The sequence below is a fragment of the Flammeovirga yaeyamensis genome, assembly GCF_018736045.1.
Classification (GTDB): Bacteria; Bacteroidota; Bacteroidia; order Cytophagales; family Flammeovirgaceae; genus Flammeovirga; species Flammeovirga yaeyamensis.
Map to the genome: position 1 here is coordinate 3,400,126 of NZ_CP076132.1, position 23,680 is coordinate 3,423,805.

Here is a 23,680-nt window from a genome sequence, read left to right on the forward strand (position 1 = left end):
CCATTCACAATTTCACTTTTTTTGAACCCATTGAATTTTGTTAATATCTACCTTTGTACTACTAAATCAATCAAATAGAACTAATCGCTAAAGACTCCTTTAATCAAAACTCTGCTGTACGATTTGAGGAACACTATAATTATGAAACCGAAATTAAATCGATCTATTGTTTTCTTTATCTTCATATCCTTTTTATTTGGATGTGGTCATTCTACCAATGTAAGTGATGAAATAGATACCTATGATGAATGGGAACTAGGAAAACATCAACCATATGATTTTAAATCTGTAAAAGCACTTCCTGAAGGGTATGCCGTTGACTATGTAGGGTATTTGTCTCGTCATGGATCCAGATATATGTTGGAACCTAAAGAAGATGTTGTACTTTATAACCTTTTTGAAAATGCGAAGCTTAATGATGGCTTAAAAAAACAAGGTAAACACATCTTTGAGGAGATTAAGTTACTTGTTAAATACCAACATAATAAGTACGGTGATTTATCTGAAATAGGTAAAAAAGAACATAAAGTGCTTGGTCAAAGAATGGGGAAACTATGTGAAGATTACTTCAATAATGAACCAAAAATTAAGAGTACATCGACATTTAAATCTAGGACACAAGACTCTAGAACTACTTTTCATAAAGGTCTTCAATCAAAAGGTTATCATCCAAAATTCGTCAACATTACCTACGATGAATTTAATGATCCTATCTTAAGGGCATTTAAAATTTGTCCAAACTATAATCAATACATTGATTCTTTAAGTTGGTTAAACCACATTCAAGAGTATCAAAAAACTACAGCGTATATCGAAGTTAGGAATAGAATATTAAATAGCCTATTCAAAAAATCCTATCTACAATACTTAGATGAAAAGCAAAAAAGATTTTATGACAATGAACATAATCTAATTATTGCGAATAAAGACGATATTATTTATAACCTCTTCAAATGTTTTAAGATTACTAGAAACTTACAATTAGAAAGTCACCCTAATCTAGAAATTTTCAGTGCTGAAGACTCTAAAATATTAACGAGAATAGACGATATACATTCCTTCTTTGAAAAAGGGCCAGGATATGAGGGGCGTGATATTTCATACAAACATGGAATTACGTTTCTAAAGTATTTACATACAAATATGAATGACTTTGTGAATGGCAAATCCGATTACGCCGGTAATTTTAATTTCGCACATACAAACACAGTTTTACCTGTTCTTGTTCTTTTAAACTTGGATAAGATTGGTGAGAGAAGTCTAGAAGAGTGGAATGAAACAGAAATTTCTACAATGGCCACAAATATATCCTGGATCCTATTAAATAAAGGTGGTGAAAGATATATTCAAATTCGTTGGAATGAACAATCTGTAAGTCTGCCATTGGAAGATCAAAATGATCATATCTATAAATATGATGACTATAATAACTATATGGAGTCAATTTTAACATCATATGGCCTGAATGTTCACCGAGGGAATTACAACGATATTTTATTTTCTATTTAATGTTTTGGTATATTTAATTTCCAAAACATTAATTAGTCTATGATCACACAAGAGGTATTTCAGTTTTTAGCTGATTTAAAAGAAAATAATCATAAAGATTGGTTCACTGAAAACAAACCAACTTATCAAAAGCATCATCAAACGGTTAAAGAGTTATTCACTCAAATTCAGGATGAATTAAATAAAACAGATCAGATTGAGGGTCATAAGATTTATAGAATTTATCGTGATGTCCGTTTCTCAAAAGATAAAACACCTTATAAAACATGGTTTTCTGGCTATTTTAGTCGTTTAAAACCAGCACTTAGAGGTGGATATTATTTTCATTTGGAAGATGGAAAATGTATGATTGGAGGTGGTTTCTATGCTCCCAATAAAGATGATTTGAAGAGAATTCGTGATGAGTTTACTTTTGGTGATCAAGAAATTAGAGGAATCATAGAAGACCCGACCTTCAAGAAATACTTTGGTACGCTTGAAGGCGATGGAGTGAAAACGGCTCCAAAGGGATACGATAAAAACGACCCTGCCATCGAATTGATCAGAAAGAAACAATTCTATGCTATGAGGTTTTTCTCTAACGAAGAGGTGTTGAAAGACAACTTTGTAGAAGAAGTAGTAAAGACATTTATCGCATTAAGACCATTCTTTGATTATATGTCAAATGTTTTAACGACAGACCTCAATGGAGAAAGTATTATATAAACCATATGTATCAAAAACCCCTGATTTAAATCCGGGGTTTTTGATACATATGGTTTATTGTTTTGTATAGATACCTTCTTTCTTAAATGCTTTAAAGGTATTCTTACTTATATTCTTATTCGTAAACACTTCGTAAATCGATGGTTTATCGTTCTTAGTTAAAAACTCCTGATAATTGAAGTAGAACTCTTCTTTGGAATTGATTCCCCAATAATGAACATCAAATTCTTTGGCCAAATGATGTGCATTGGTTCTTTGTTCTGTTTCGAAATATTCCTCTAACTCAGGTTGCCTTGTCGGTCCATCAATCATCCTAAATATCACGCCTCCTTGATTATTCAAAAGAAGAACGTTCAGATTAGAAGGCAGGTAATTATTCCAAAATGCGTTTCTATCATAAAAGAAAGCCAAATCTCCTGTAAGTAAGAAATGAGGTCTGTCCTTATCCGATATTGCATGACCAATTGCTGTACTTGTACTTCCATCGATACCGCTCGTTCCTCTGTTCGCATGAACATCTATATCGGGTCTTTGCAAACCAATAAAGTTGGCATAACGTACAGACATACTGTTAGCTAAATGCAAGACAGCATTTTCTGGCAATTCATTGATGAGATGATTGACGATCTCCAATTCTGAGAAAGATAGTAAATCAAAGAAATCGGTTTTGTTCGCTTTCACCTTATCATCTGCCTCTTTCCAATGGTTTAGGAAATCATCATCAAAAGATAATTCGAAGTCGGATAATTGATCGAAAAATGCTTCTGGTGTTGAGCGGATAACCGTAGATAATGATTGGAAAGGATCAGGCACTTCACCTGCTTCTTGAATATGTAATTGATATTTTGGAGGATTCTTTCTTAAAAACAATTTCAAGTTCTTAGAAATGACACTCATTCCAAAAGTAATGACGATATCAGGTTGTAACTCTTCTATTACTGTCGGCGTCAAAAAGACATCTTGATGTATGATGGCTTGATCTACAGATCCATAATTAGAGATAATATCAGAAACAACGGGGACATTAAGCTGATTTAAATACTCAACGATATAGTCGTTTCTCTGCTGTTGACCAGCAATAATCAGAACTTTCTTATTCGATTCAAAAAGTGGAATTAGTTTCTCTTCCCACGTTTCTTGATCTAAATAAGGTTCTGATTGAATGATTTCTCTTGTGGATTGTGGAGTGCTTTCATAAATGAAATGCTCCCCTTCTTCAGGATAAAAGGGCTCACGTAATGGCCAATTGATTTGGATAGGGCCTGAAGGATATTCTAAAGCATTGCACATGGCCTCTGCCCCAATTCTCTGACGATACCATTTAGCATCCTCATGAGAAAGATCTACCGGCATGTGGTATGCTTTCTTTATATGCTTACCAAAAATGTTCTGTTGTTGAATTGTCTGTCCATCCCACTGATCGATCCATTCTGTAGGACGATCTGCTGTGATCACAATTAAGGGAACTCTTTGATAATAAGCTTCCGCAACTGCAGGTGCATAATTTAATGCTGCTGTACCGGAAGTACAGGCAATGGCCACAGGTAAATTCGTTTGCTGAGCGATACCTAAAGCAATAAAAGCAGCTGAACGCTCATCGCTTACAGTTTTAGTGTTTATTTGAGGGTGCCTTGCAAATGCCAAAGCTAAAGGTGCAACTCTGGAACCGGGAGATAAAACAACATCCCTTACTCCTTTTTGGTAAAGTTGTTCGACAAAGTTGCCTACTTCTACAAGTAAATCTTTACGGTGTTGGCTCATGTAAATTATTTCTTACGTTCTACTACATAAGAGATCAACTGATGCAAAGCAGTTTTATATTCAGAATCTGGAAGTTCGTCTAAGATCGCTCTACCTTCTTTGATGTATTCATGCATTTTTTCTTCTGCATATTCTAATCCACCAGAAGATTTTACAAACTCAATAATTTCACGAACGACTTTCTGATTGGTATTTTGAGTTCTGATTTTGAAAATCACCTCTTTCTTCTTTAACCACTTGGCATTGTTTAATGCATAGATTAAAGGAAGCGTCATTTTCTTTTCTTTGATATCGATACCCAACGGCTTACCAATTTCGTCGGTGCCATAATCAAATAAATCGTCTTTGATTTGGAAAGCGATACCAATCTTCTCTCCCATCTTGTGCATCTTTTTGATCACTTCTTCAGATGCTCCACTTGATGCTGCCCCTACTGCTGTACAAGCGGCAATTAAAGTAGCTGTTTTCTGACGAATAATCTCAAAGTATACTTCCTCAGTGATATCTAAACGGCGTGCTTTCTCAATTTGCATCAATTCGCCTTCAGACATCTCTTTTACTGCTGTAGATACATGTCTAAGCAACTCGTGGTCGCCATTATCCACAGCAAGTAATAAACCTCTTGATAGTAAATAATCACCTACCAATACGGCTGTTTTATTTTTCCAAAGTGCTTTAATCGAGAAAAAACCTCTACGGTAATCGGCATCATCTACCACATCGTCGTGCACGAGTGTAGCTGTATGCAGCAATTCGATTAAAGAAGCACCTCTATATGTTTGATCCTCAATTTGACCAGTTGCCCCTGCAGTAAGAAAAACTAAAATGGGGCGCATTTGTTTGCCTTTACTCTTTACGATATAGCTCATAATTCTATCGAGTAGAGCTACATCTGTACGCATATGCTCTCTAAACTTCTTTTCGAAGATGAGCATTTGCTCTTGCACTGGTATTTGGAAATCTTTGACTTTTTTGGACATATTCTTTACCTAGCAATAGGAACGTAAGCAACTTTTTTGGTTTCAAAGAAATCTTCCTCGAAGATATCTGTCATTGGTGTTAAAGTGAATTTCTTCTTGTTTAATTTAGAGAACTCCTCTTTTAGATCGCCACCTTTCAAACAGATAATTCCGTTGTTTAATTCATGGCCTTGTTGGTGAGACACCTTTGTTCTCACCCATTTGTAAAGAACATCGATTCTAGTCACAGCTCTTGAAACCACAAAGTCATATTCTCCATCAACTTTTTCAGCACGAATTTGTTCTGCTATAACGTTAGTTAGACCAATTGTTTTCGCAATTTCGTTAACTACATTGATTTTTTTCCCGATAGAATCTACCAAATGGAATTTTACTTTAGGGAAAAGAATGGCCAATGGAATACCTGGAAAGCCTCCGCCAGTTCCTACGTCTAGAATCTCACTACCAGGTTTAAACTCGATAATTTTAGCAATACTTAATGAATGAAGGATATGACGTTCATAAAGATTCTCAATATCTTTTCTTGAAATGACATTTACTTTCTCATTCCATTCTGCATAAAGATCTTGTAATTGTCTGAACTGATGTTTTTGTACATCGGTTAGATTGTCAAAATATTTCTCTATGATATCAATATTACCCATTCGAATATGCTTAAATTACTCGCCAATATAAATTACTTGATGAAGATCAGGGGAATTATAAAACTCTAATCATTCATTCAATGCCAAAACTAATATATTTCGTTGATGTATTCTTCTTTTTTTGGCTTTCCTTTAAATTCATTGTCGATTTTTTTTCAATTAAAGCATCGAAAAAGGAATAATTCAGTTCAACTGTAATCTTTTGATGGAGAAAGATGACAGTTTTTCAATTTGAAAGTCATTTAAAATGAGTTCTCATCAACAATATCAAAGAACTATTAGATATGAAGATTCATCAAATCATTTGATTATACAATGTAAGATTTATGAAGAATAATGATCTTAACGATTTATTATCGTGTAAACTAATGGTTTTGAGTATTTTTCATCTATAGAAATTCACTTAGAAGCTATTTTTCTATATTAATACATCAACATCAAAGTAAAATCATACATAGAACTGTACATGCATGGTGAACATTTTCTATTCATGTGATGTAGTAGAGGCAAACAATATCTCAAAAACCTATCGAATATGACCAACTTTACCACTGATATGAACTCCAGGACTGGTGTGCTGAGTATAAGAATGAGGGGGTTCTTTCTTCCCGAACAATTTAATGAACACCTAGAGACAACATTACAGAGTATCCAAAATAATAAACCTAAAACGGTATTATTAGATGCTCGATTTATAGAGTCTGGCTGGATGAGCTCTAACCCATGGATGGTGAGCTGGTATTTACCAAAGATCAAATTACTTAAAGTCGAAAATTTTGGTGTCATCATCGAAGATGAATGCGACCCTTTTACTCAATTTTCAATAATTAATTTAGAAAATTTATTAGAAAACGAGCCAAGTTTAAAAATAACATTATTTGATTCGCCTGAGGAAGCTGCCATTTGGCAAAGAAAGATTTCTAAGGTGGCATAACAAAACATTAAAGGTTTTGGGTGGTTTGTTCACAGTTGCATAACTGTAAGGGATCTCTAGGTCGGAGATCCCATTTTTTTTGTCTAATTTTGATAGATCATATGTTTTATTATCCATATTTATGGAAGATCGGTAGTATTGAATGAGACAAAAAGTGGAAGAGAAATTAATCTTGGGTATAGATCCAGGAACGCAAGAGATGGGATATGGTTTGATCTTGGTGAAAGGTCAAAAATTAAGTCTTGTACAATATGGAGTGATACATTTGAAGAAATATGCAAATCATGCGATCAAGCTTAGAAAGATCCATGAGAGAATAGCTCATTTGATTGAAGAATATGGTCCTGATGAAATGGCATTGGAGGCTCCTTTCGTTGGACAAAATATACAATCTGCGTTAAAATTAGGTAGAGCTCAAGGGGTTGCAATGTCTGCAGCCTTAATTCGTGATATACCTATTACAGAATATGCTCCCAAAAAAGTAAAAGCTGCTGTAACAGGTAATGGTAATGCTTCTAAAGAACAGGTCGCTCATATGCTGATGAAACTTCTAAAGTTTAAAGTTGAAGACAATGTCCTTTTGGATGCCACTGATGCTTTGGGGGTGGCCGTTTGTCATTCTTACCAAAAGGGTCAAAATGTTTCAACTAAAAAATCTTGGTCAGCATTTTTAAAAGAAAATCCAGATCGGTTATCAAAAAAATAGAGGTCATTTCAGTTTTATTTGAAACAACCTCTAAGGGTTTTATACATTTAGGATTTCATCAATACTCGAAAGGTCTAATGTAATCCTTTTAGTTTCTTTTTTAGGTTGGAATCCTATAATCAGAATATCATCTGTCTGACTGTGTTCTCCCATCCATTCATCAATTTTTATGGCCATTAGAGATTTTTGAACATACATCGGCTTATCCGCAATATTGCTCATCAACTCTCTAAACGTTTTCTTGTAGAATTTCCTCCCTTCAGGACCTCCAAATTGATCTTGATAACCATCCGTACACATGTAAAAAGATAGAATATCACCTCTTCTTGATAAATCAATAGTGTGTTCTTTAAATTTCTCGTATTCTTTCTTTTTAAAGATATGTCCACCAATAGATTGTTTATTACCATCAATTACATCAATTAAATTCGCTCCTCCTTCCCTTCTTACTAAATAAAGTGGATGATGTGCACCGGCAAACTTTAAAACATTGGACGATTCGTCTAAAATACAAATACCAATATCCATTCCGTCCTTATTATTCATTTTGTCTTGTTTCAGTACAACTCGAATACGAACATGTAATTCATCAAGTAACTCAGCAGGTGATGTAAACTTTTTAGAATTCACCAAATTAGATAAAATCTCTCTTCCAAGAATTGACATAAAGGCCCCCGGAACACCATGTCCTGTACAATCAGCTACCGCCATATAGATCAGATCACCTTTTTGTTCGAACCAATAGAAATCTCCACTAACAATATCTTTTGGTCTGTAAAAAACAAAAGCATCGTTAAAAGAAGATCTTATCAATGAAATATTAGGTAATAATGCTTGTTGAATTCGCTTAGCATACTGAATACTAGAAGTCTGCTGCTTATTTTTTTCTTCCAACTGCAACAAAGTACCTTGTAGGATTTCATTATTATCAAGTAGTTGCTGACGATGTTTGTCTATCTCTGCAGTTTTTGCTTCCACTTGAGATTCCATATTCTGATAATTTACCGCAGTATCTAAAGCGTTAATCAGATAAGTCACAATACTTCCCAACATGTTAATTTGAACATCAGAATAAGCATTAATATGTTCACTATGTACCGCTAAAACACCCAATTTCTTTGAAGATGAAGTCAATGGTAAATACACTAATGAATTTACTCTTTCTGATGTTGTAACAGGTAGGAAATGTTTCAACTCAGGAGATGATAAAAAGTTATTAGAAACAATTGGTTCTTGTCTCTCATAACACTGAACCCCTAAATGATTATTTTCTGAAATTGATCTATCAAAAGCATAAGGTTTACCTTCAACACTATAACCTCTGTAATGAAGTTTATTTTCTTGATAGATACCAATTAAAAATGAATTGAATTCTAACGTATTATTTAGAGAGTGATAGAACTCTTGTACAATTTTATCCACTTTTAAATGCTTACTGATTTTGGCTCCAATTTGACGAATTGTTTCAATTTTATCATACGTCTGAGCAAGTTCTTCTTTTTGAATTTCAATCTCCTCAGTCCTTTCATTCATCCTTTCAATCATATAATTAAAATCGTTGGATAAATCACCTATTTCATCCTTTGTTTTAATCGTATATAATTCGCCAATAAAATCATCCTCTACAATTTTCTGAATAGATTTTGATAATTTATTGATAGGCTTACCTAGTCTACTTAGTAAATAGAAAAGTAGAATTGCATTTACTGATAATATTGACAGTGCAAAAACTATTAACACTACAATATTTAGTTTTTTCCAAAAATTATTATAATCAACAATTAAATGATGAATACTTTTTAGTTTTCCCTCAATTGCAGCTAATTGAGTATCCAGACGATCTTTAATTCCAGGGTGTCCATAAAAACCTAGTTGCTCATCTAATTTTACTAAAGCACGGAAATTTTCTCTGTACTTTTCTAATGCTCCATTTAGATAAATCTTTCCATATTTATCAATAGACATTCGACTAATATCTCCTATAAGTTGATCGACAACTTTGCTTAACTTTTCTTCATATTGCGTATCTTTTCTTAAGATATAATCCTTCTCATGTCTTCTTAACATAAGAATTTTAACTTGATCAAGTGAGTATCCAGAGTTCATCACAGAATAGATAGAACGCCTCATGTCGCCCTCTGTACCATAACTTTTAAAACCTCTTTTCAACTGTACAGAAACCAAGCTATCGAAAATCGTTGAATAAGATTGAAGGTCTTTTTCCAGTTCCCTTAATTCAGGAATCACCTTAGCGGAATGTACATAAGAATTAGTGTACATCTCCTCTAGTTTTTCTTGAATTTTATTTAAATTTTCTTCGTGAGTGGTTAGATAATCATTTTCCTTAGTTTCATAAAAAGACGGGTTAATTGTCTCTGTTAAAAGAAATGATTGTTTATCTGATTTTAGATCTTGAATGTTGGATGTAATTTCATCCAATTCCAACGCTACTTGTTCTGCTTTATTCGTTACACTTCGAATATAAGCATATACTGAAAATAATAAGAAAATGATTAAAATGTTGGCTGCAAAAGACCAGATTAGTCTTGTCTTTATACTTTTAGCTTGTCTTTTTTTGGGAGTTAGTTTCATGGCTTTTTGAGTTAGAATACTGGAATATATCCTTTGTGAGCTATTATTTGTTGACCTTTATCTGATAAAGCAAAACTTACAAATGAAGTTACTTTTGATTTATCAGAAATTCTGTAATAAAAATAAAGAGGTCTTGAGAGTGGATATGTTTTACTTAATGCATTTCTAAATGATGGGTAAACGTAATTCCCTCCTTTTTCACTAATAGATAAAGGTTGTACCACTTCTTCTACATATGCGATACCGCAATAACCAATAGCCCCTTTGATCTTGCTTACATTCTCCACAACACCTGCATTCGAATGTACTTCAATATAATCTTCTGGAAGTTCATCACTTTTTACCACAACGGATGTCATAAAACCATAACTACCAGAATTTTTATCCCTAGAAATGACGGTTATTGGGAGGTTTTCTCCTCCAAGTTGTGACCAATTCGTAATTTGCCCTTTATATATTTTTATTAATTGTGTGAGCGTAAGCTTTGTTACTGAGTTAGAAGGATGAGTAATAATAGACAATGCATCGTAGGCAATCACCTTTTCAATTAACTGATCGATATTCTCTTCTATATTGGTTTTTTCAGTTGATTTCACTTTTCTAGAAGACAATGCCAATTCTGTCTCAAAGCTTTTTAACCCTTTGAAGCCAAGAGAACTACCTCCCCCTACTACTTCAACAGGCTCATTACTATTGTCGTAATTATTAGCAAGTGCTGTGACTAAAGGAAGCATCGTATCACTCCCTTTTGTGTTTAGTATTTCTTGAGCTGATAGTTGTTTACCAAAAATGACAATTGAGAAGAGCGTGATAAAAGTCAACCCCTTTGTTGAAATATTCATTTTGCTTAATTTAATTTTGTTACGCAAATATTGATTTCTGATGTTACATTATTCGTAACAGAGTTTTACATTTTAATCACTACTCATTGCATTCATTTAAGAAAAAAATGTAATAATTTTAGACGAATTTCATACTTTTGTTGATTATCAATGTATTCACTAATGAACTTAATGTTAATAATATGATAAAACTGTGGGTGTGGCTTTTCAAATTTTTTGGTTGGAAAGTGACAGGAGAGGTTCCATATCATTTAAAAAAATGTGTTGTTGTAGTTGGACCACACACTAGTTTTTGGGACTTTATGGTAGGCGTTCCTGCTCGAGCTATATTAGGTTTAGAGTCAAAATATTTTATCAAAAGTGATCTATGTAAAGGACCTCTAGGCAAACTACTGATCAAGTTAGGAGCAATTCCTGTAGACAGAAAGAAAAATAACACTCGTTTAGTGGACTTAGCAATCAATGAGTTTAATGCTCGTGAAGAATTGATTATAGCAGTAACTCCTGAAGGAACAAGGTCTTACAGTCCTAAATGGAAAAGCGGTTTTTGGCATATTGCTAGAGGAGCAAATATTCCTATTATTATGATTGGTTTCTGTTTTAAAAGAAAAGAAGTAGTCATTGGAGATTATTTCATGCCATCTGATGATAAGGAAGCTGATATTCTTAAAATCAAAACATATTTAAGCGACTTTACAGGAAAGCATCCAGAAAAAGGAATACTTAAATCAGAATTATAGTTCAAACCACTATTTGATCTAGTATATAAAAAAGAAGGCCGAATCAAGTTATATTGATTCGGCCTTTTATATATCTATCAGTTATCTACTATTTAGCATATAACTTTTCTCTCAATTCTTTGATTTGTTCACTTGAGATATACTCATCGTATGGCATATGACGATCGATGATTCCGTTAGGAGTTAATTCGATCACACGGTTACATACAGTTTGGATTACCTCGTGGTCATGAGATGACATCAAGATGTTACCAGGGAAATTAATCAATGAGTTGTTTAATGATTGGATAGATTCCAAGTCCAAGTGGTTGGTTGGAGTATCCAAGATCAAACAGTTCGCATCAGTCAACATCATTTTAGACATCATACAACGCATTTTTTCACCTCCTGATAGTACAGATGATTGCTTAAAGATCTCTTCACCAGAGAACAACATTTTACCCAAGTAACCTCTAATAAATGCTTCAGAAGTATCATGAGAATATTGACCTAACCAATCTACAAGGTTTAGATCGTTTTGGAAGAACTCACCATGTTCCAAAGGTAAATAAGCTGTTGTGATAGTTACACCCCATTTGAACTCACCTTCAAAATCTGTGTCTTTTTCATTCAAGATTTCGAAAAGCGCAGTCATGGCTCTTGGGTCTCTTGAAATGAATACGATTTTATCGTCTTTTTGCATGTTGAATTCAACATTCTTAAAGATCGTTTCCCCGTCGATAGATTTAGTTAAACCTTCTACCTCAAGGATATTGTTACCTGCTTGTCTTTCTGGAGTAAAGATAATACCTGGGTACTTTCTTGATGAAGGCTGAATTTCTTCTACATTCAATTTCTCCAACATCTTCTTACGAGAAGTTGTTTGTTTCGACTTTGCAGCGTTAGCAGAGAAACGAGCAATGAATTCTTTCAATTCTTTGATTTTCTCCTCAGCTTTCTTGTTTTGTTGCGCTTGCTGACGTGAAGCTAACTGACTTGATTGATACCAGAATGAGTAGTTACCAGAGAATAAAGAAATCTTTTGGAAATCGATATCTACAATCTGTGTACAAATTGAGTCTAAGAAGTGACGGTCGTGAGAAATTACCAATACCGTTCTATCGAAGTTAGCCAAGTAATCTTCTAACCATGAGATCGTCTCTTGGTCCAAGTCGTTGGTAGGCTCATCAAGTAATAAGTTATCTGGCTTACCAAATAAAGCTTGTGCCAATAACACACGTACTTTTTGCTTACCACTTAAGTTGGCCATTGTAGAGTAATGCAAATCTTCAGAAATGTGAAGACCACTTAATAAGTTGGCTGCATCCGACTCAGCATTCCATCCGTCTAGATCTTCAAAACGCTCTGTCAATTCAGAAATACGGATACCATCTTGCTCGTTGAAGTCCTCTTTAGCATAAAGATCTTCTTGCTCTTTTTTGATAGCCCATAGTTCATCGTGACCCATCATTACAGTATCCAATACTGTAGATTCGTCAAATTCGTGGTGATCTTGCTTTAAAACAGAAAGTCTTTCTCCTTTACCAATGGATACACTACCTCTAGTAGGATCTTGTGCACCATAAAGTGTTTTCATGAATGTAGATTTACCTGCACCATTAGCACCGATGATACCATAGCAGTTACCTTCAGTAAATTTAAGATTGACATCTTGGAAAAGCACACGCTTACCAAATTGTACGCCTAAGTTTGAAACTGTAATCATTATATATTATGAGATTTTCAATGTAGGTGCAAAAGTAGGATTTTGTGTTAAAGTATAAAAATTTGAGATATAAATAGTTTTGAATAAAACGATTAAATATAAGTTTTTATCCTTCAAATTCTCTATTTATGTTTCTAATAAACTAAATTGCCGTATGAATGAACAAATCGCGGTATTAATCAAAAAATATAAAGACCTTTCTAAAGAGTCTGAACATGAAGCTGCTGCTAAAATCACGAAAGAATTTGTCTCAGGTAAATTTAGAGAAAGAGTGATAGAGGCTGCTTTTGAAATGCTTGCAGAAAGTGATAAATATGATGAAGACCACCCTCTAGGTGGATATTATTATGTAATTTATGAAATGCTTCATGCTGGAGCATATTTATTAGCAAAAGAAGATAAAAGTTAAGATATCATGGATCAAGAAAAGAAACCAGAAAATCAAATCAATATTGAACTTACTGATGATGTAGCTGAAGGTACTTATGCGAACTTAGCTATGATTGCTCACTCTAATTCTGAGTTTGTGATCGATTTTATTCGTATGATGCCCGGCTTACCTAAAGCAAAAGTAAAATCAAGAATTATCCTAACACCAGAACATGCTAAGAGACTGTATATGGCACTTCAGGATAACCTAAAAAAATATGAAGCTCAGTTTGGACCAATTGGTAAAACTGAAGAGGCTCCAAAATTTCCAATGAATTTTGGAATGACAAACCAAGAGCCACAATAACAAAAAAGGACACATTTTAAAATGTGTCCTTTTTTGTTACCCAATTTTTTGACCATTCGCCACAGGATTGTCCATAGTAATTAAGTTCACTTCTTTGTCTTCTCCTATAGCTCCCATCACCAAACATTCCGACATAAAATTGGCAATTTGTTTAGGTGGGAAATTCACCACGGCGACCACCTGCTTTCCAACAAGTTCTTTGGGTTGATATACTTTAGTGATTTGAGCAGACGATTTTTTAACTCCAATATCCTCACCAAAATCAATTTTTAATTTATAAGCAGGGTTCCTTACCTCCTCAAACACTTCAGCGTGAATAATAGTCCCTACTCTCATATCAATCTTAGTAAAATCGTCCCAACCTATCATTTGTTTGATATCTTTTTAATGTTTCCGTCCTTACTTAATTTCACCTGAATTTCTTTTAATTCTTTAGCCCCATAAGTATTTATTTCTCTATACCTCATGGATGCTTGTAGATTTCTTCCCTTCTCGTAAACCGTTGTTTCTACGTGTTCAAAAGACTCAGGATCGTTCATATTTTTCTTCACCTCTTCTACTACAGCGATAATTGCTCCTTCATCGTCGAGTAATGAGGCTATTTTTTCTTTTTCATTTATCTGATCAGACAAGCTTGCAATTTTTTTGGTATCAAAATCCTGATCAACTTCTGCAAGTAGATCTCGGGCATCATCAAATTCTTTTTCTGCCATCAATTTTTCTACTTTTTCAATTTTTAACTCGTTGTCTAAATCATCTATTTTTGATAATAATAGATCTCTCTTCTTTTTAGAATAAGACGTATCAATTTTAGCATAATATACTTTAGCTTTATCTACATTTCGCTCTTTAATATATACTTTAGTCTTATTGATGTTTTCTTCTAAAGTCGCTGTAGATAATTTATATCTTAATCGATCCACTTCCTCTTTCTTATAATCATTTGAAATGAGGCTTAAGAATTTTTCTGCTGATCCATACCAACCTTTCTTCAAACTTAGTTTAGCTTGAGTCATAGCTGTCTCATTCAACTGGTTCTTCAGAATTATTACGCTATCCTTTTTGTAGTCACTTGATAATAAAGATAACTGAAGCTTGGCTTGTTGTAAACTTTCCAGTTTTCCTTGTTTTAGAAAACCTTGAATGTTCACAAACCTACTATCATCAAACTGTAGTGTATTCTTGATTTCTCCGGCATAAAAGAAATAAAATATAGCTGCTCCACCACCAACAAAAAATAATAGAAATACGATTAGTAATCCCTTTTTCATAAAAAATAAGTGTTTGTTTTAAAAAAGTTAGTCTCAAAAATGTTTCCAAAATTAATGATGTAAAAATAAGAGATTCAATGAGAAAAATTAATTTTAACTTTTCATAACACAACACTAATAATTCTACTAACGAATTTATATACGATTTTGAATTATGTTTATTTTTCCAAATAATATTTTGATACCTTAAAATACATATTCATATAGTCATGTTATTTCTTTAAATAATTACATTCAAATCAGTTAATTAACATATTTTTACATTATGCATTTAACATTGTACACACTATAGTGTTGTTAAATTTAACCAAATATCACTTTGGAGATTACAAATTTTTCGTCTTATATTTATACTCATAAAGCAGCAATAAGAAATAGTTTTTGGGTTATTAAAGGAATTTACAAGTCATATCCACTGGATATGACTTGTTTTTGTTTATACTTCTTCAAAATCTTTATCAAAAGTGATTTTATGAAGGTTTAGTGCCGAAGCTGGTGCTACATAGCCTAATTGTGTTCGATTATCATTAGGTAATAATGCTTCTCTAATATCATCAAGTGATAATTCCCCTTTTCCAAGCATAAATAAAGTACCGATCATCATACGTACTTGATGACGCATAAAACCTTTACCATGTACATAAAAGATATATGATTTTTTAGGAAAGAAAGTCGCTTGAATTTCTGTGTTCTCTTTAATCTCACAATAATCTATTGTCCTTTCAAGACTCACTCCTTCTTTGGGTTGCTTACAAAAGCGACCAAAGTAATGAGTACCTTCGTATAACTTTGCTCCCTCTTTCATTAATTCAATATCCAAATCATGTTGGATGCTTATCATATAAGGTGAACAGAAAGGATGTATCTTCTCACCAAAAGTAAATAAATATTGATATTCTTTTGTTTTACTATCCTGAATGATGTTGAATTTATCGTCTACCTTTCGAATCGAGAGTCCTTTAATATCTTGTGGAAGATTCTTATTGAACAAATCAAAAAATTCTGATTCATCTAATTCTTGCCAGACAAATAATTCAAAAGCAGAATGATTGGCCGAAACATAAGTATCTGTTCTAGATGTCCCCAATGTTTTAAACTTCACTTCACCACCTAAAACAAAGTTGATGGTTTTATTAATCATTCCTTGAACAGTTTTAAAACCTGGCTGTATCATCCATCCGTGAAAACGATATCCACAATATTGAATTTCGATAAGGTAATTATGTCTTTTATTTTTCATTTTAAATACTTTTCAACTTTTTGGATGTTTCAAATTTAACACCCTTCCCTATACCTTGTATTATATATTCGGATTTTTAAATTATATCGCCTCATCCTTAAAATATGTTTAATAAAATACGTTTTTAGATGAGAAATTTTGTAAATTATTGTGACTAATGCTAAACCCCAATAACAATGGCGATTTATAATCGTACTATTGATTATTCTAAACTATAATGAAAATGATACAAATAATTGATGGGAACTTTGAAGAACTATGGAATATTTACTCCTATTCTTTTCCCGAAGACGAACAAAGAAGTAAAGAAGACATCCTTCAGCTAATGCATGAAGGAGAATTGCATTTCAAAGGCATTTATGAACACGATACACTCTATGGTTTAATTGCCTATAGACAGCTTGATAATTTTATTTATATCGAGTACTATGCTATGGCAAAAGAATCACGTGGTTTAGGCCTTGGTACTAGATTTCTAAACTTCTTTACTCAGCAATTTAGACACTATTGTATTGTCTTAGAAGTAGAAAAACCTACATCAGAAGTGAGTCAGAAACGTATTAAATTCTACGAGAAATCTGGTTTCAAATTCAACAACAATAATTTTGAACAACCACCTTTAACAGATGATGGTAATGCTGTGCCAATGAATCTTATGTCATGGCCTATCTTAATTGAAGATACAGGATTTGAAATGGTAAAAGATATATTATACAAAAAAGTATATCATTTAGTTTAAATAAATGATATATGACCTACGGATAAATTTTTACCATTAGTATCGCTCAATACTAACTTATTGATGTCCTTTTCGATATAATTAGTAGAAATTGATACCTCTACTTTATTATTTGGTAATACAACAGGCTTGATAAATTTTAACTCAATTTCTTTTATCGGGCCTTTTTCTTTTTCCACTGATTCAAATGTTTTTGCTAATTGACCTAAACCATGAAGAATTTTTTTCTTAAATGGTGTTTTCTGTGCAATAAAATCTACCCAGTGTATTGGATTAAAATCTCCTGTTAACTGTGCAAACTCATATCCTGCTTCTTCTAAAACTGACCATTCTCCAACGGTGGTCATTTCTATCTCCGTACGATCAAAAGTGGTGGTCTTCTTTTTCTTTCCGATAATAAAAGCAGAGAATAAAGTCACTTCTATAATAGTTTCCTCTTTTTGATGACCCACATATAATTTCTGCTTTACTCTTGCTCTACCATTATCTTCAGTTATATCTATAATTTCTGTTTTTGCAAAAAGTGTCTTATCTCTACTTAGCTTACCGTACACCTTTAAATTCACACCTTGATTAATGATTTTTGAGATTTTATAAGGCACCATGCACAATAAAGACATTCCTAAGTGAAGTGCAAATTGACTAAACATATGAGGAGGAACGCTATCTGAATATTTAGATACGTCTGTACCTGACCATAATGAGTAAGCTTCAATAAGTTTATCTGTTGGTTGTTTTAGCGTTTTTTCAAGAACTGGAATATCCTTTTTATTAGAAGATTCTAAAAACGGAAAAATCGTTTTGAAAAATATCCTCGTAATCATTCCGATCATTTTCCTCTGTTCCCAAACAAACTGTGTCTTCTTCATTATATCAAAAAGTTATTCATGTATTCCTAAGCTAAACGAATAAAATACGCTTTCATTCGTTCAAACAGTGCAGGTGTAATTTTAAAAAATTTAATGTGTATCACGATACAATACACAAATATAAAAAAAAGCATATGCTGAAAACAACATATGCTTTAACTCATCTATTTCCGATATTAATTACAATAAACTTTGCCAGCCTCCAGCGTTATAAACTTCTTTAACGCCTGCTGCCTCAATTAATGCTTTTGCAACACCTGCTCTACCTCTAGACAAACAGCATAAAACAATTGGTGAATTAATGTCCTTTACCTCTTGTATTCTTGCTTGAATATCGTTTACTGGGATATTAATGGCATTTTCAATATGTCCTTCATCAAACTCCATTTCAGAACGTACATCAATTAATGTTGCACCGTTTTGTATTAATTCTTTATAGTTCATATCATGTTTATTTTAGTACAATACAAATGTAACAGATTGATTATTCGCCGATTGTAACATTTATCACATAAAAAGAAAGCCAACGAAATTCGTCGGCTTCTTTAGAATCGATAGTACAGTACAAATAAATTCTTTATTGAATATCAAAGACAGTTACTTTTTTATCATCTTTCGAGTAAGCAACTACTTTGTCTTCATTTGCTCCAATTTCAGATATATCATTCAATTTTATTAAAGCCATTTCTTTTAATGATGTTTTATGGTAAACAGTTAGGGTATTGTCATCTCTTTCTGCAACAAATAAATAATTACTATTCACAGCAAGAGTCACTTTACCTTTTAAACCTGACAAAGTTTTAAATAAATCGCCTGTTTCCTTGTTAATAATAGCCACTTTACCCCCACTGTATGCATAAATATAATTAGCATCTTGAGTAGCATTCATACCAAAGCTTAATGTAAAGTCTAGTGTTCCATTATCTTTTAAGACTCCATTATCAAGTGTATAATCTTTAATTTTTTCAGATGGGTCAAACCAATACGTATGATTACCATCCACTAAGACATAGTTTAAGAACATTGTACCATATGGATTATCTTTTTTCATGGTTTCAGTGGTGATATCTCCTTGATCATCCAAACCCAATTGTATGATATCCTCACCAGCTTCTACAACTACCAAACCTGCCTTGTTATAAGTAACAGTAGAATAATTACCCGTTTTAAATGATGATGTCTTCTGACCATTTGCAATATCCATAACCACTACTTGATTATCAAAAGCACCCCCATCTACTACATATATTTTATTACCATTCACTACCATATCGTTAATCTGATGATCGACAGCAAATGAATTACTTTCAACTAATTGTATATCTTTCGAATCTTCCACTGTTGGAGTACCCAATGTAATTTTATCAAAATTTGTGGTCGCACTTTGTCCATCAGGTGTTTGATTTGGACTTTCAGTTTGAGGTTGAATATTTTCTGGTTCTATTTTATTCGTATTATCACAGCTAAATAATGCTGATGATAAAGCAACAGCTACTAAGATTTTTGTGAGTTTCATAATTTCATAAGTTATTTGATGCTATATATTTTACGGTTTTTTAACACCTTAAGTGGTGTATAAATGAATATTTATTCATTATGTTAAGTATTATTAAAACACCAATAATCTTAATCGACTTAAAATCAACAACTCGTATATTTAGTTTAAACACAAACTAACGTTATCAATATGACTGAAAAAGAAAAAATGATCAATGGTTTACCCTATAATGCGGATGAACCTTCTTTAGTAGCAGATAGAAAAAGAGCGAAAAAATTAATGAAAGAATACAATGATTCTCCTGTAGATCTTAAAAAAGAGGTCTTGGATGAATTATTCGGACAAGAATTTAATGCACATATCGAAGCTCCATTTAGAGTTGATTATGGATATAACATAAAAATTGGCCATAGCTTTTATAGTAATTTCAACCTTACCATCTTGGATGTTGCTCCTGTTGAAATCGGTTATCATGTTTTTATCGCACCTAATGTACTAATTGCGACTGCTGGACATCCCGTTGATCCTATTGAAAGAAGTAATGGTGTTGAATTTGGTAAACCTATCAAAATTGGAAACCGAGTTTGGATTGGAGGAAATGTAGTGATTCTACCTGGGGTGACTATTGGAGACAATGTCACTATCGGAGCAGGAAGTGTCGTCACAAAAGACATTCCTTCTAATACTGTTGCTGTAGGCAACCCTTGCAAAGTGATAAAACATATATAATAAAAAAGCCGTCTAAATCATTATACTATGTTTTAGACGGCTTTTTTAAATAGTATATTTCTAATCCAATATTTCTGCTAGATCGTTAGTCGATGGTGCAAAAGAATAAGCACCTGTAACAGCAGTAGAATAATTCATAATTTGATCTGAGTGTCCATCTTCTGTATTACCCAACATTCTATCTAATTGAATGTCTACACGGAAAGGATCACAAGTGTATGAGATAAACATTAATCCTCTTTCCTTAGCTGATCCAAATGGGAAAGATCTTCTCCAAATCTTCATAGCCACTCCATCATGCTTCGCATCTGTTCTAGATACGTGAGAATCTACTGGCATATCGTCACCTTCTAACTCAATAGAATCTACTTTCGTTCTACCAATAATCTTTTCTTGAACACTTACTGGCAGTTCATTAAACTTCTGTAAATCGTGCACCCATTTCTGATGAAAAACAAAAGATCCACCTTCTCCTTTTTCACCTGCTGGAATTAAAGCAGCAGCATATTTCTTTTCTTCTTTAGGATTGGCAGATCCATCCACAAAACCTGTTAAGTCTCTATGGTCTTTATATACAAATCCATTTTCTGATAATACCACTTCGGCAACATCAGTTAATGATTCTTGAATCTTTAATGTTTGATCTAACACTGCAGATGTATCAACACCTACAATTCTAAAATAAATATCCGCTTGAGTGGATGGCATTGAATATCCATTCTGACCTTCCAACGTCTTAAATGAATTTAGTTTTTCTGGTAGATGTGCTGCTGATATTTTATCTAATACATCTTTCCCGAAAGATACAACTACTTCTATCCCTTCGTCTTCTGTTTTAATCGCTTTTTTAATTGCCTTTTTGATCGAAGGGATATCACTTGATGTAACCTTGAATTCTGAAACGTTAAATACGTTTGCTTCTTCGTTGAAGATGCCTAATTGATAATTTGTCATTATAATTAATAAGTAATTTTTATTTTAGATTCACTTGTAAAGTTAACGTATTCGAGTCTCTTTTTTCCATTTTCATTATCAAATATTAGTGAGTTTTATCACTAGACTTCAAAGAGTTATCCTATTTCATTGTATAATACTTGGTAACAATAAATTAAGATTTGAATTTTATTGATTACCTTTCGAACCGTTTCAGTGAAATCAACCATAACAATTATACTTTATAATGATCACCAAGATTATTTACGGCATATTTATTAAACCAATCACATTGTTACCTTTCAGTATCTTATTCAAGATTTCTGATTTCCTTTATTTTGTTTTATACAGGATCTTAAAGTATAGAACAAGTGTGGTGAGAACGAACCTTAAGAACTCATTCCCAGAAAAATCACATGATGAAATCATTGAGATTGAAAAAGAGTTTTATGTGCATTTATGTGATTTGATCGTAGAATCATTTAAGGTATATAGTATCAAGGAAGATGAATTCTTTCAGCATATTGAGTATGATGACAATGGTCTGATCGATAAATATAAGGACAGGAACTTATGTGTTATTGGTACTCACTTCAATAATTTTGAATTTGCTGCAACTTCAGCTACCAAGGCTGTTGGACGAGAAGTCCATGCACTTTTCTCTAAATTATCAAACGATTTCTTCAACAAGCGTATGAAGGAATCTAGAAGTCAATTCGGTACTGTATTTATCGAAAAAAATGAAGCGAAAGAATTCTTTAGCGAAAAACATGAAAAGCCTTTTGCTGTTATTTTTGGAGCTGACCAATCGCCCACTTACAGTAAGAATGTAATATGGACTGATTTCCTGAATCAAGAAACTGCTTGCTTCTTTGGGCCTGAGAAATATGCAAAAGAACACAATATGGTGGTTATTTTCACTAAAACGATTAAAGTGAAAAGAGGCTATTATAAGTTAACTTTCGATGTGGTAACTGAAGATCCATTAAACGAACCTCATGGTGCTATTACTGAACGTCATAATAGATTCTTAGAGAAAGTAATTCAAGAAAATCCTCCCTATTGGTTATGGACACACAAGCGTTGGAAGAGAAAAAGAAATGAAAACGAGGAAGTACTTCCTGCTTCTTTTTAAGGAAATATATTTGACTAAGTTGGAAGAAACCTCTTGGTCGTTTTAATTAGCCCATGATTGAAGTCATGGGTTTTTTATTGTTTAATTTAATAATGCCCAAAGCAACTATACAAATAGATGTCATCACCATCTACATAATATACAAGACGATCTTTTTTATTGATTCTCCTTGAATAATAACCAGATAAATTATTCTTCAGAGCTTCGGGACTTCCTTTACAACAAAGTAGACCATTAATACTGATGTCTTGGATAAGTTCCTTGATCTTATCCATATCCGATTTTCTATTTTTCTTTTTAAGGATTTTATATCCTTTATCAAAAGTAGCTGTAGTTTTAAAGTTCATCTAGGTGGTTAAAAAGATCATCGACATTATCAAAACTCTTTGAACGGCCTTCTTTACGATCATGATCAGACTGTTTAATTTCATCAACAATATCTTTGTCACTGAGAATATACGATGTTTCTTTCCAAGATCTATATTCAGCCTCTTCTACAATAATGTAATTACCTTTTTTTGTGGTTATAGCAAGTTCTTCAGAGTTATTAGTTATCTTATCTAACCACTCTTTTGCGTTATTTCTGAAATTGGTTATTGAAGTAATAAGCATGTAATTATGTATTTAATTATGTACGCAATATAATGCATTATTAGATATATAATGAATTAATTAACACTTTAGTAACAAGTTAACAATTTACATTAATCCTTTTTCTAGGGGTCTTTGAATTAGTTTGCAGTATAACTTTTTAATCAAAGCCGAGTTATATATCCATGAATAAAGAAGCATATAAGCACTTATCGGAAGTTGATCCCATATTATCGAATATACTCCATGAGGTCGAATTAGAGCCTATCGAAAATACTCATTCTATATTTCATGATTTAATGAGTTGCGTTATCGAACAACAAATTCATTATAGAAGTACTAAAAATATATTTAAGAACTTACTAGCTAAAGCTGATATTACTCTTCTTACTCTAGATAACTTCCCCATTTTTGAAGAACAGGCTTTAAGCCAAATCAAGTTATCAGAAAGGAAGTTCGAGACAATACATCATACGGTCACCTTCTTTACAGAACATTCAATAGATTGGTTATCACTTGATGATAACGAGGTAAGAAATCATCTAAAATCAATTAAAGGTATTGGTGTTTGGACAATGGACATGATTTTATTGTATTCTCTAGAGCGGTCTAATATCCTTTCTTATGACGATTTCCATCTCAAAAATATGATGCAAAAACTCTATTATCCTGAAAGAGAAAAAGTAGGTAAAAAAGAGTTGAAATTGATAGGTGAAAAATGGGCTCCATTTAAAAGTTTGGCTTTCCTTACTTTAATGCAATACAAAAAAGACATAAAAAAAAGGGGAAACAAATAGCTTCCCCTTTCTTCTTGACAAAAC

At 32.8% G+C, this 23,680-nt stretch carries 26 protein-coding genes; 11 read left to right on the forward strand and 15 right to left on the reverse strand.

Annotated features, from left to right (window positions below; all coding sequences use genetic code 11):
* The first annotated feature begins 141 nt into the window (after positions 1–141).
* Together KMW28_RS13270 and KMW28_RS13275 are read left to right on the forward strand one after the other, a co-directional pair.
* Positions 142–1,509, forward strand: a complete 1,368-nt coding sequence (locus KMW28_RS13270) for a histidine-type phosphatase (protein ID WP_169666109.1) — start codon at positions 142–144, stop codon at positions 1,507–1,509.
* 39 nt (positions 1,510–1,548) lie between these two features.
* Positions 1,549–2,214 carry a DUF2461 domain-containing protein gene (locus KMW28_RS13275; RefSeq protein WP_169666111.1) on the forward strand — a complete coding sequence of 222 codons (666 nt, stop codon included), beginning with the start codon at positions 1,549–1,551 and terminating at the stop codon, positions 2,212–2,214.
* A 54-nt stretch (positions 2,215–2,268) separates the two neighbouring features.
* Here KMW28_RS13275 and menD read toward each other — a convergent pair whose 3' ends face one another.
* The 3 genes from menD to rsmG are packed head-to-tail and all read right to left on the reverse strand — an operon-like array spanning position 2,269 to position 5,599.
* Complete coding sequence (menD, locus tag KMW28_RS13280) at positions 2,269–3,975, reverse strand: 2-succinyl-5-enolpyruvyl-6-hydroxy-3-cyclohexene-1-carboxylic-acid synthase (protein ID WP_169666113.1); 1,707 nt, start codon at positions 3,973–3,975, stop codon at positions 2,269–2,271.
* A gap of 5 nt (positions 3,976–3,980) precedes the next feature.
* On the reverse strand, positions 3,981–4,955 hold the full coding sequence (locus KMW28_RS13285) for a polyprenyl synthetase family protein (protein ID WP_169666115.1): 975 nt from the start codon (positions 4,953–4,955) through the stop codon (positions 3,981–3,983).
* A gap of 5 nt (positions 4,956–4,960) precedes the next feature.
* Complete coding sequence (gene rsmG / locus KMW28_RS13290) at positions 4,961–5,599, reverse strand: 16S rRNA (guanine(527)-N(7))-methyltransferase RsmG (RefSeq protein ID WP_169666117.1); 639 nt, start codon at positions 5,597–5,599, stop codon at positions 4,961–4,963.
* A 556-nt stretch (positions 5,600–6,155) separates the two neighbouring features.
* On the opposite strand from rsmG, the gene KMW28_RS13295 reads away from it, so the two are divergent.
* Complete coding sequence (locus KMW28_RS13295) at positions 6,156–6,533, forward strand: hypothetical protein (RefSeq protein WP_169666119.1); 378 nt, start codon at positions 6,156–6,158, stop codon at positions 6,531–6,533.
* Between the two features lie 142 nt (positions 6,534–6,675).
* Entirely contained in the window at positions 6,676–7,239 is a 564-nt protein-coding gene (gene ruvC, locus KMW28_RS13300; protein WP_169666121.1) for a crossover junction endodeoxyribonuclease RuvC, read from the forward strand.
* A gap of 39 nt (positions 7,240–7,278) precedes the next feature.
* Here ruvC and KMW28_RS13305 read toward each other — a convergent pair whose 3' ends face one another.
* Entirely contained in the window at positions 7,279–9,831 is a 2,553-nt protein-coding gene (locus KMW28_RS13305; RefSeq protein WP_169666124.1) for a SpoIIE family protein phosphatase, read from the reverse strand.
* A gap of 11 nt (positions 9,832–9,842) precedes the next feature.
* Positions 9,843–10,673, reverse strand: a complete 831-nt coding sequence (locus tag KMW28_RS13310; RefSeq protein WP_066206091.1) for a PstS family phosphate ABC transporter substrate-binding protein — start codon at positions 10,671–10,673, stop codon at positions 9,843–9,845.
* Positions 10,674–10,855: 182 nt separating this feature from the next.
* Here KMW28_RS13310 and KMW28_RS13315 point away from each other — a divergent pair, with 182 nt between their 5' ends.
* Complete coding sequence (locus tag KMW28_RS13315) at positions 10,856–11,413, forward strand: 1-acyl-sn-glycerol-3-phosphate acyltransferase (protein WP_066206089.1); 558 nt, start codon at positions 10,856–10,858, stop codon at positions 11,411–11,413.
* Between the two features lie 88 nt (positions 11,414–11,501).
* Here the strand turns inward: KMW28_RS13315 and KMW28_RS13320 are convergent, their stop codons facing one another.
* Positions 11,502–13,118, reverse strand: coding sequence for an ABC-F family ATP-binding cassette domain-containing protein (locus KMW28_RS13320; protein ID WP_066206088.1), 1,617 nt, complete (start codon positions 13,116–13,118; stop codon positions 11,502–11,504).
* A gap of 154 nt (positions 13,119–13,272) precedes the next feature.
* Between KMW28_RS13320 and KMW28_RS13325 the strand changes: the two genes are divergently transcribed.
* Positions 13,273–13,527, forward strand: coding sequence for a hypothetical protein (locus tag KMW28_RS13325; RefSeq protein WP_066206081.1), 255 nt, complete (start codon positions 13,273–13,275; stop codon positions 13,525–13,527).
* Positions 13,528–13,533: 6 nt separating this feature from the next.
* Positions 13,534–13,854, forward strand: coding sequence for a DUF3467 domain-containing protein (locus KMW28_RS13330; protein ID WP_044226643.1), 321 nt, complete (start codon positions 13,534–13,536; stop codon positions 13,852–13,854).
* A gap of 36 nt (positions 13,855–13,890) precedes the next feature.
* On the opposite strand, the gene KMW28_RS13335 is transcribed toward KMW28_RS13330, so the two are convergent.
* The 3 genes from KMW28_RS13335 to KMW28_RS13345 form a co-directional block, all read right to left on the reverse strand.
* Complete coding sequence (locus KMW28_RS13335; RefSeq protein WP_169666126.1) at positions 13,891–14,223, reverse strand: tRNA-binding protein; 333 nt, start codon at positions 14,221–14,223, stop codon at positions 13,891–13,893.
* On the reverse strand, positions 14,220–15,125 hold the full coding sequence (locus KMW28_RS13340; protein WP_169666128.1) for a hypothetical protein: 906 nt from the start codon (positions 15,123–15,125) through the stop codon (positions 14,220–14,222). Before KMW28_RS13340 ends, KMW28_RS13335 begins: the two co-directional genes overlap by 4 nt.
* A 436-nt stretch (positions 15,126–15,561) precedes the next feature.
* On the reverse strand, positions 15,562–16,365 hold the full coding sequence (locus KMW28_RS13345) for a tRNA pseudouridine synthase A (RefSeq protein WP_169666130.1): 804 nt from the start codon (positions 16,363–16,365) through the stop codon (positions 15,562–15,564).
* A 223-nt stretch (positions 16,366–16,588) separates the two neighbouring features.
* Between KMW28_RS13345 and KMW28_RS13350 the strand changes: the two genes are divergently transcribed.
* Positions 16,589–17,104 carry a GNAT family N-acetyltransferase gene (locus tag KMW28_RS13350; RefSeq protein WP_066206068.1) on the forward strand — a complete coding sequence of 172 codons (516 nt, stop codon included), beginning with the start codon at positions 16,589–16,591 and terminating at the stop codon, positions 17,102–17,104.
* Here the strand turns inward: KMW28_RS13350 and KMW28_RS13355 are convergent.
* From KMW28_RS13355 to KMW28_RS13365, 3 genes are all read right to left on the reverse strand, one after another.
* Entirely contained in the window at positions 17,101–17,973 is an 873-nt protein-coding gene (locus KMW28_RS13355; protein WP_169666132.1) for a MaoC/PaaZ C-terminal domain-containing protein, read from the reverse strand. The genes KMW28_RS13350 and KMW28_RS13355 overlap by 4 nt on opposite strands.
* Before the next feature lie 180 nt (positions 17,974–18,153).
* A complete protein-coding gene (locus KMW28_RS13360) occupies positions 18,154–18,417 on the reverse strand; it encodes a rhodanese-like domain-containing protein (RefSeq protein WP_169666134.1) in 264 nt (87 codons plus the stop codon).
* Between the two features lie 133 nt (positions 18,418–18,550).
* On the reverse strand, positions 18,551–19,489 hold the full coding sequence (locus tag KMW28_RS13365; protein WP_169666136.1) for a hypothetical protein: 939 nt from the start codon (positions 19,487–19,489) through the stop codon (positions 18,551–18,553).
* Positions 19,490–19,660: 171 nt separating this feature from the next.
* Here KMW28_RS13365 and KMW28_RS13370 point away from each other — a divergent pair, with 171 nt between their 5' ends.
* Positions 19,661–20,200: a sugar O-acetyltransferase gene (locus KMW28_RS13370; RefSeq protein ID WP_066206053.1), complete on the forward strand. Its 540-nt coding sequence runs from the start codon at positions 19,661–19,663 to the stop codon at positions 20,198–20,200.
* A 60-nt stretch (positions 20,201–20,260) separates the two neighbouring features.
* Here the strand turns inward: KMW28_RS13370 and KMW28_RS13375 are convergent, their stop codons facing one another.
* On the reverse strand, positions 20,261–21,154 hold the full coding sequence (locus KMW28_RS13375) for a Dyp-type peroxidase (protein WP_169666138.1): 894 nt from the start codon (positions 21,152–21,154) through the stop codon (positions 20,261–20,263).
* A 226-nt stretch (positions 21,155–21,380) separates the two neighbouring features.
* Between KMW28_RS13375 and KMW28_RS13380 the strand changes: the two genes are divergently transcribed.
* The gene (locus tag KMW28_RS13380) at positions 21,381–22,268 is read left to right on the forward strand and encodes a lysophospholipid acyltransferase family protein (RefSeq protein ID WP_169666140.1); all 888 of its coding nucleotides are present in this window, start codon (positions 21,381–21,383) and stop codon (positions 22,266–22,268) included.
* A gap of 86 nt (positions 22,269–22,354) precedes the next feature.
* Here KMW28_RS13380 and KMW28_RS13385 read toward each other — a convergent pair whose 3' ends face one another.
* Positions 22,355–22,615: a Txe/YoeB family addiction module toxin gene (locus tag KMW28_RS13385; protein ID WP_169666142.1), complete on the reverse strand. Its 261-nt coding sequence runs from the start codon at positions 22,613–22,615 to the stop codon at positions 22,355–22,357.
* Complete coding sequence (locus tag KMW28_RS13390) at positions 22,605–22,880, reverse strand: type II toxin-antitoxin system Phd/YefM family antitoxin (RefSeq protein ID WP_169666144.1); 276 nt, start codon at positions 22,878–22,880, stop codon at positions 22,605–22,607. The genes KMW28_RS13385 and KMW28_RS13390 overlap by 11 nt, the downstream gene beginning before the upstream one ends.
* A gap of 164 nt (positions 22,881–23,044) precedes the next feature.
* Between KMW28_RS13390 and KMW28_RS13395 the strand changes: the two genes are divergently transcribed.
* A complete protein-coding gene (locus KMW28_RS13395; RefSeq protein WP_169666146.1) occupies positions 23,045–23,656 on the forward strand; it encodes a DNA-3-methyladenine glycosylase family protein in 612 nt (203 codons plus the stop codon).
* The last annotated feature ends 24 nt before the right edge of the window (positions 23,657–23,680 follow it).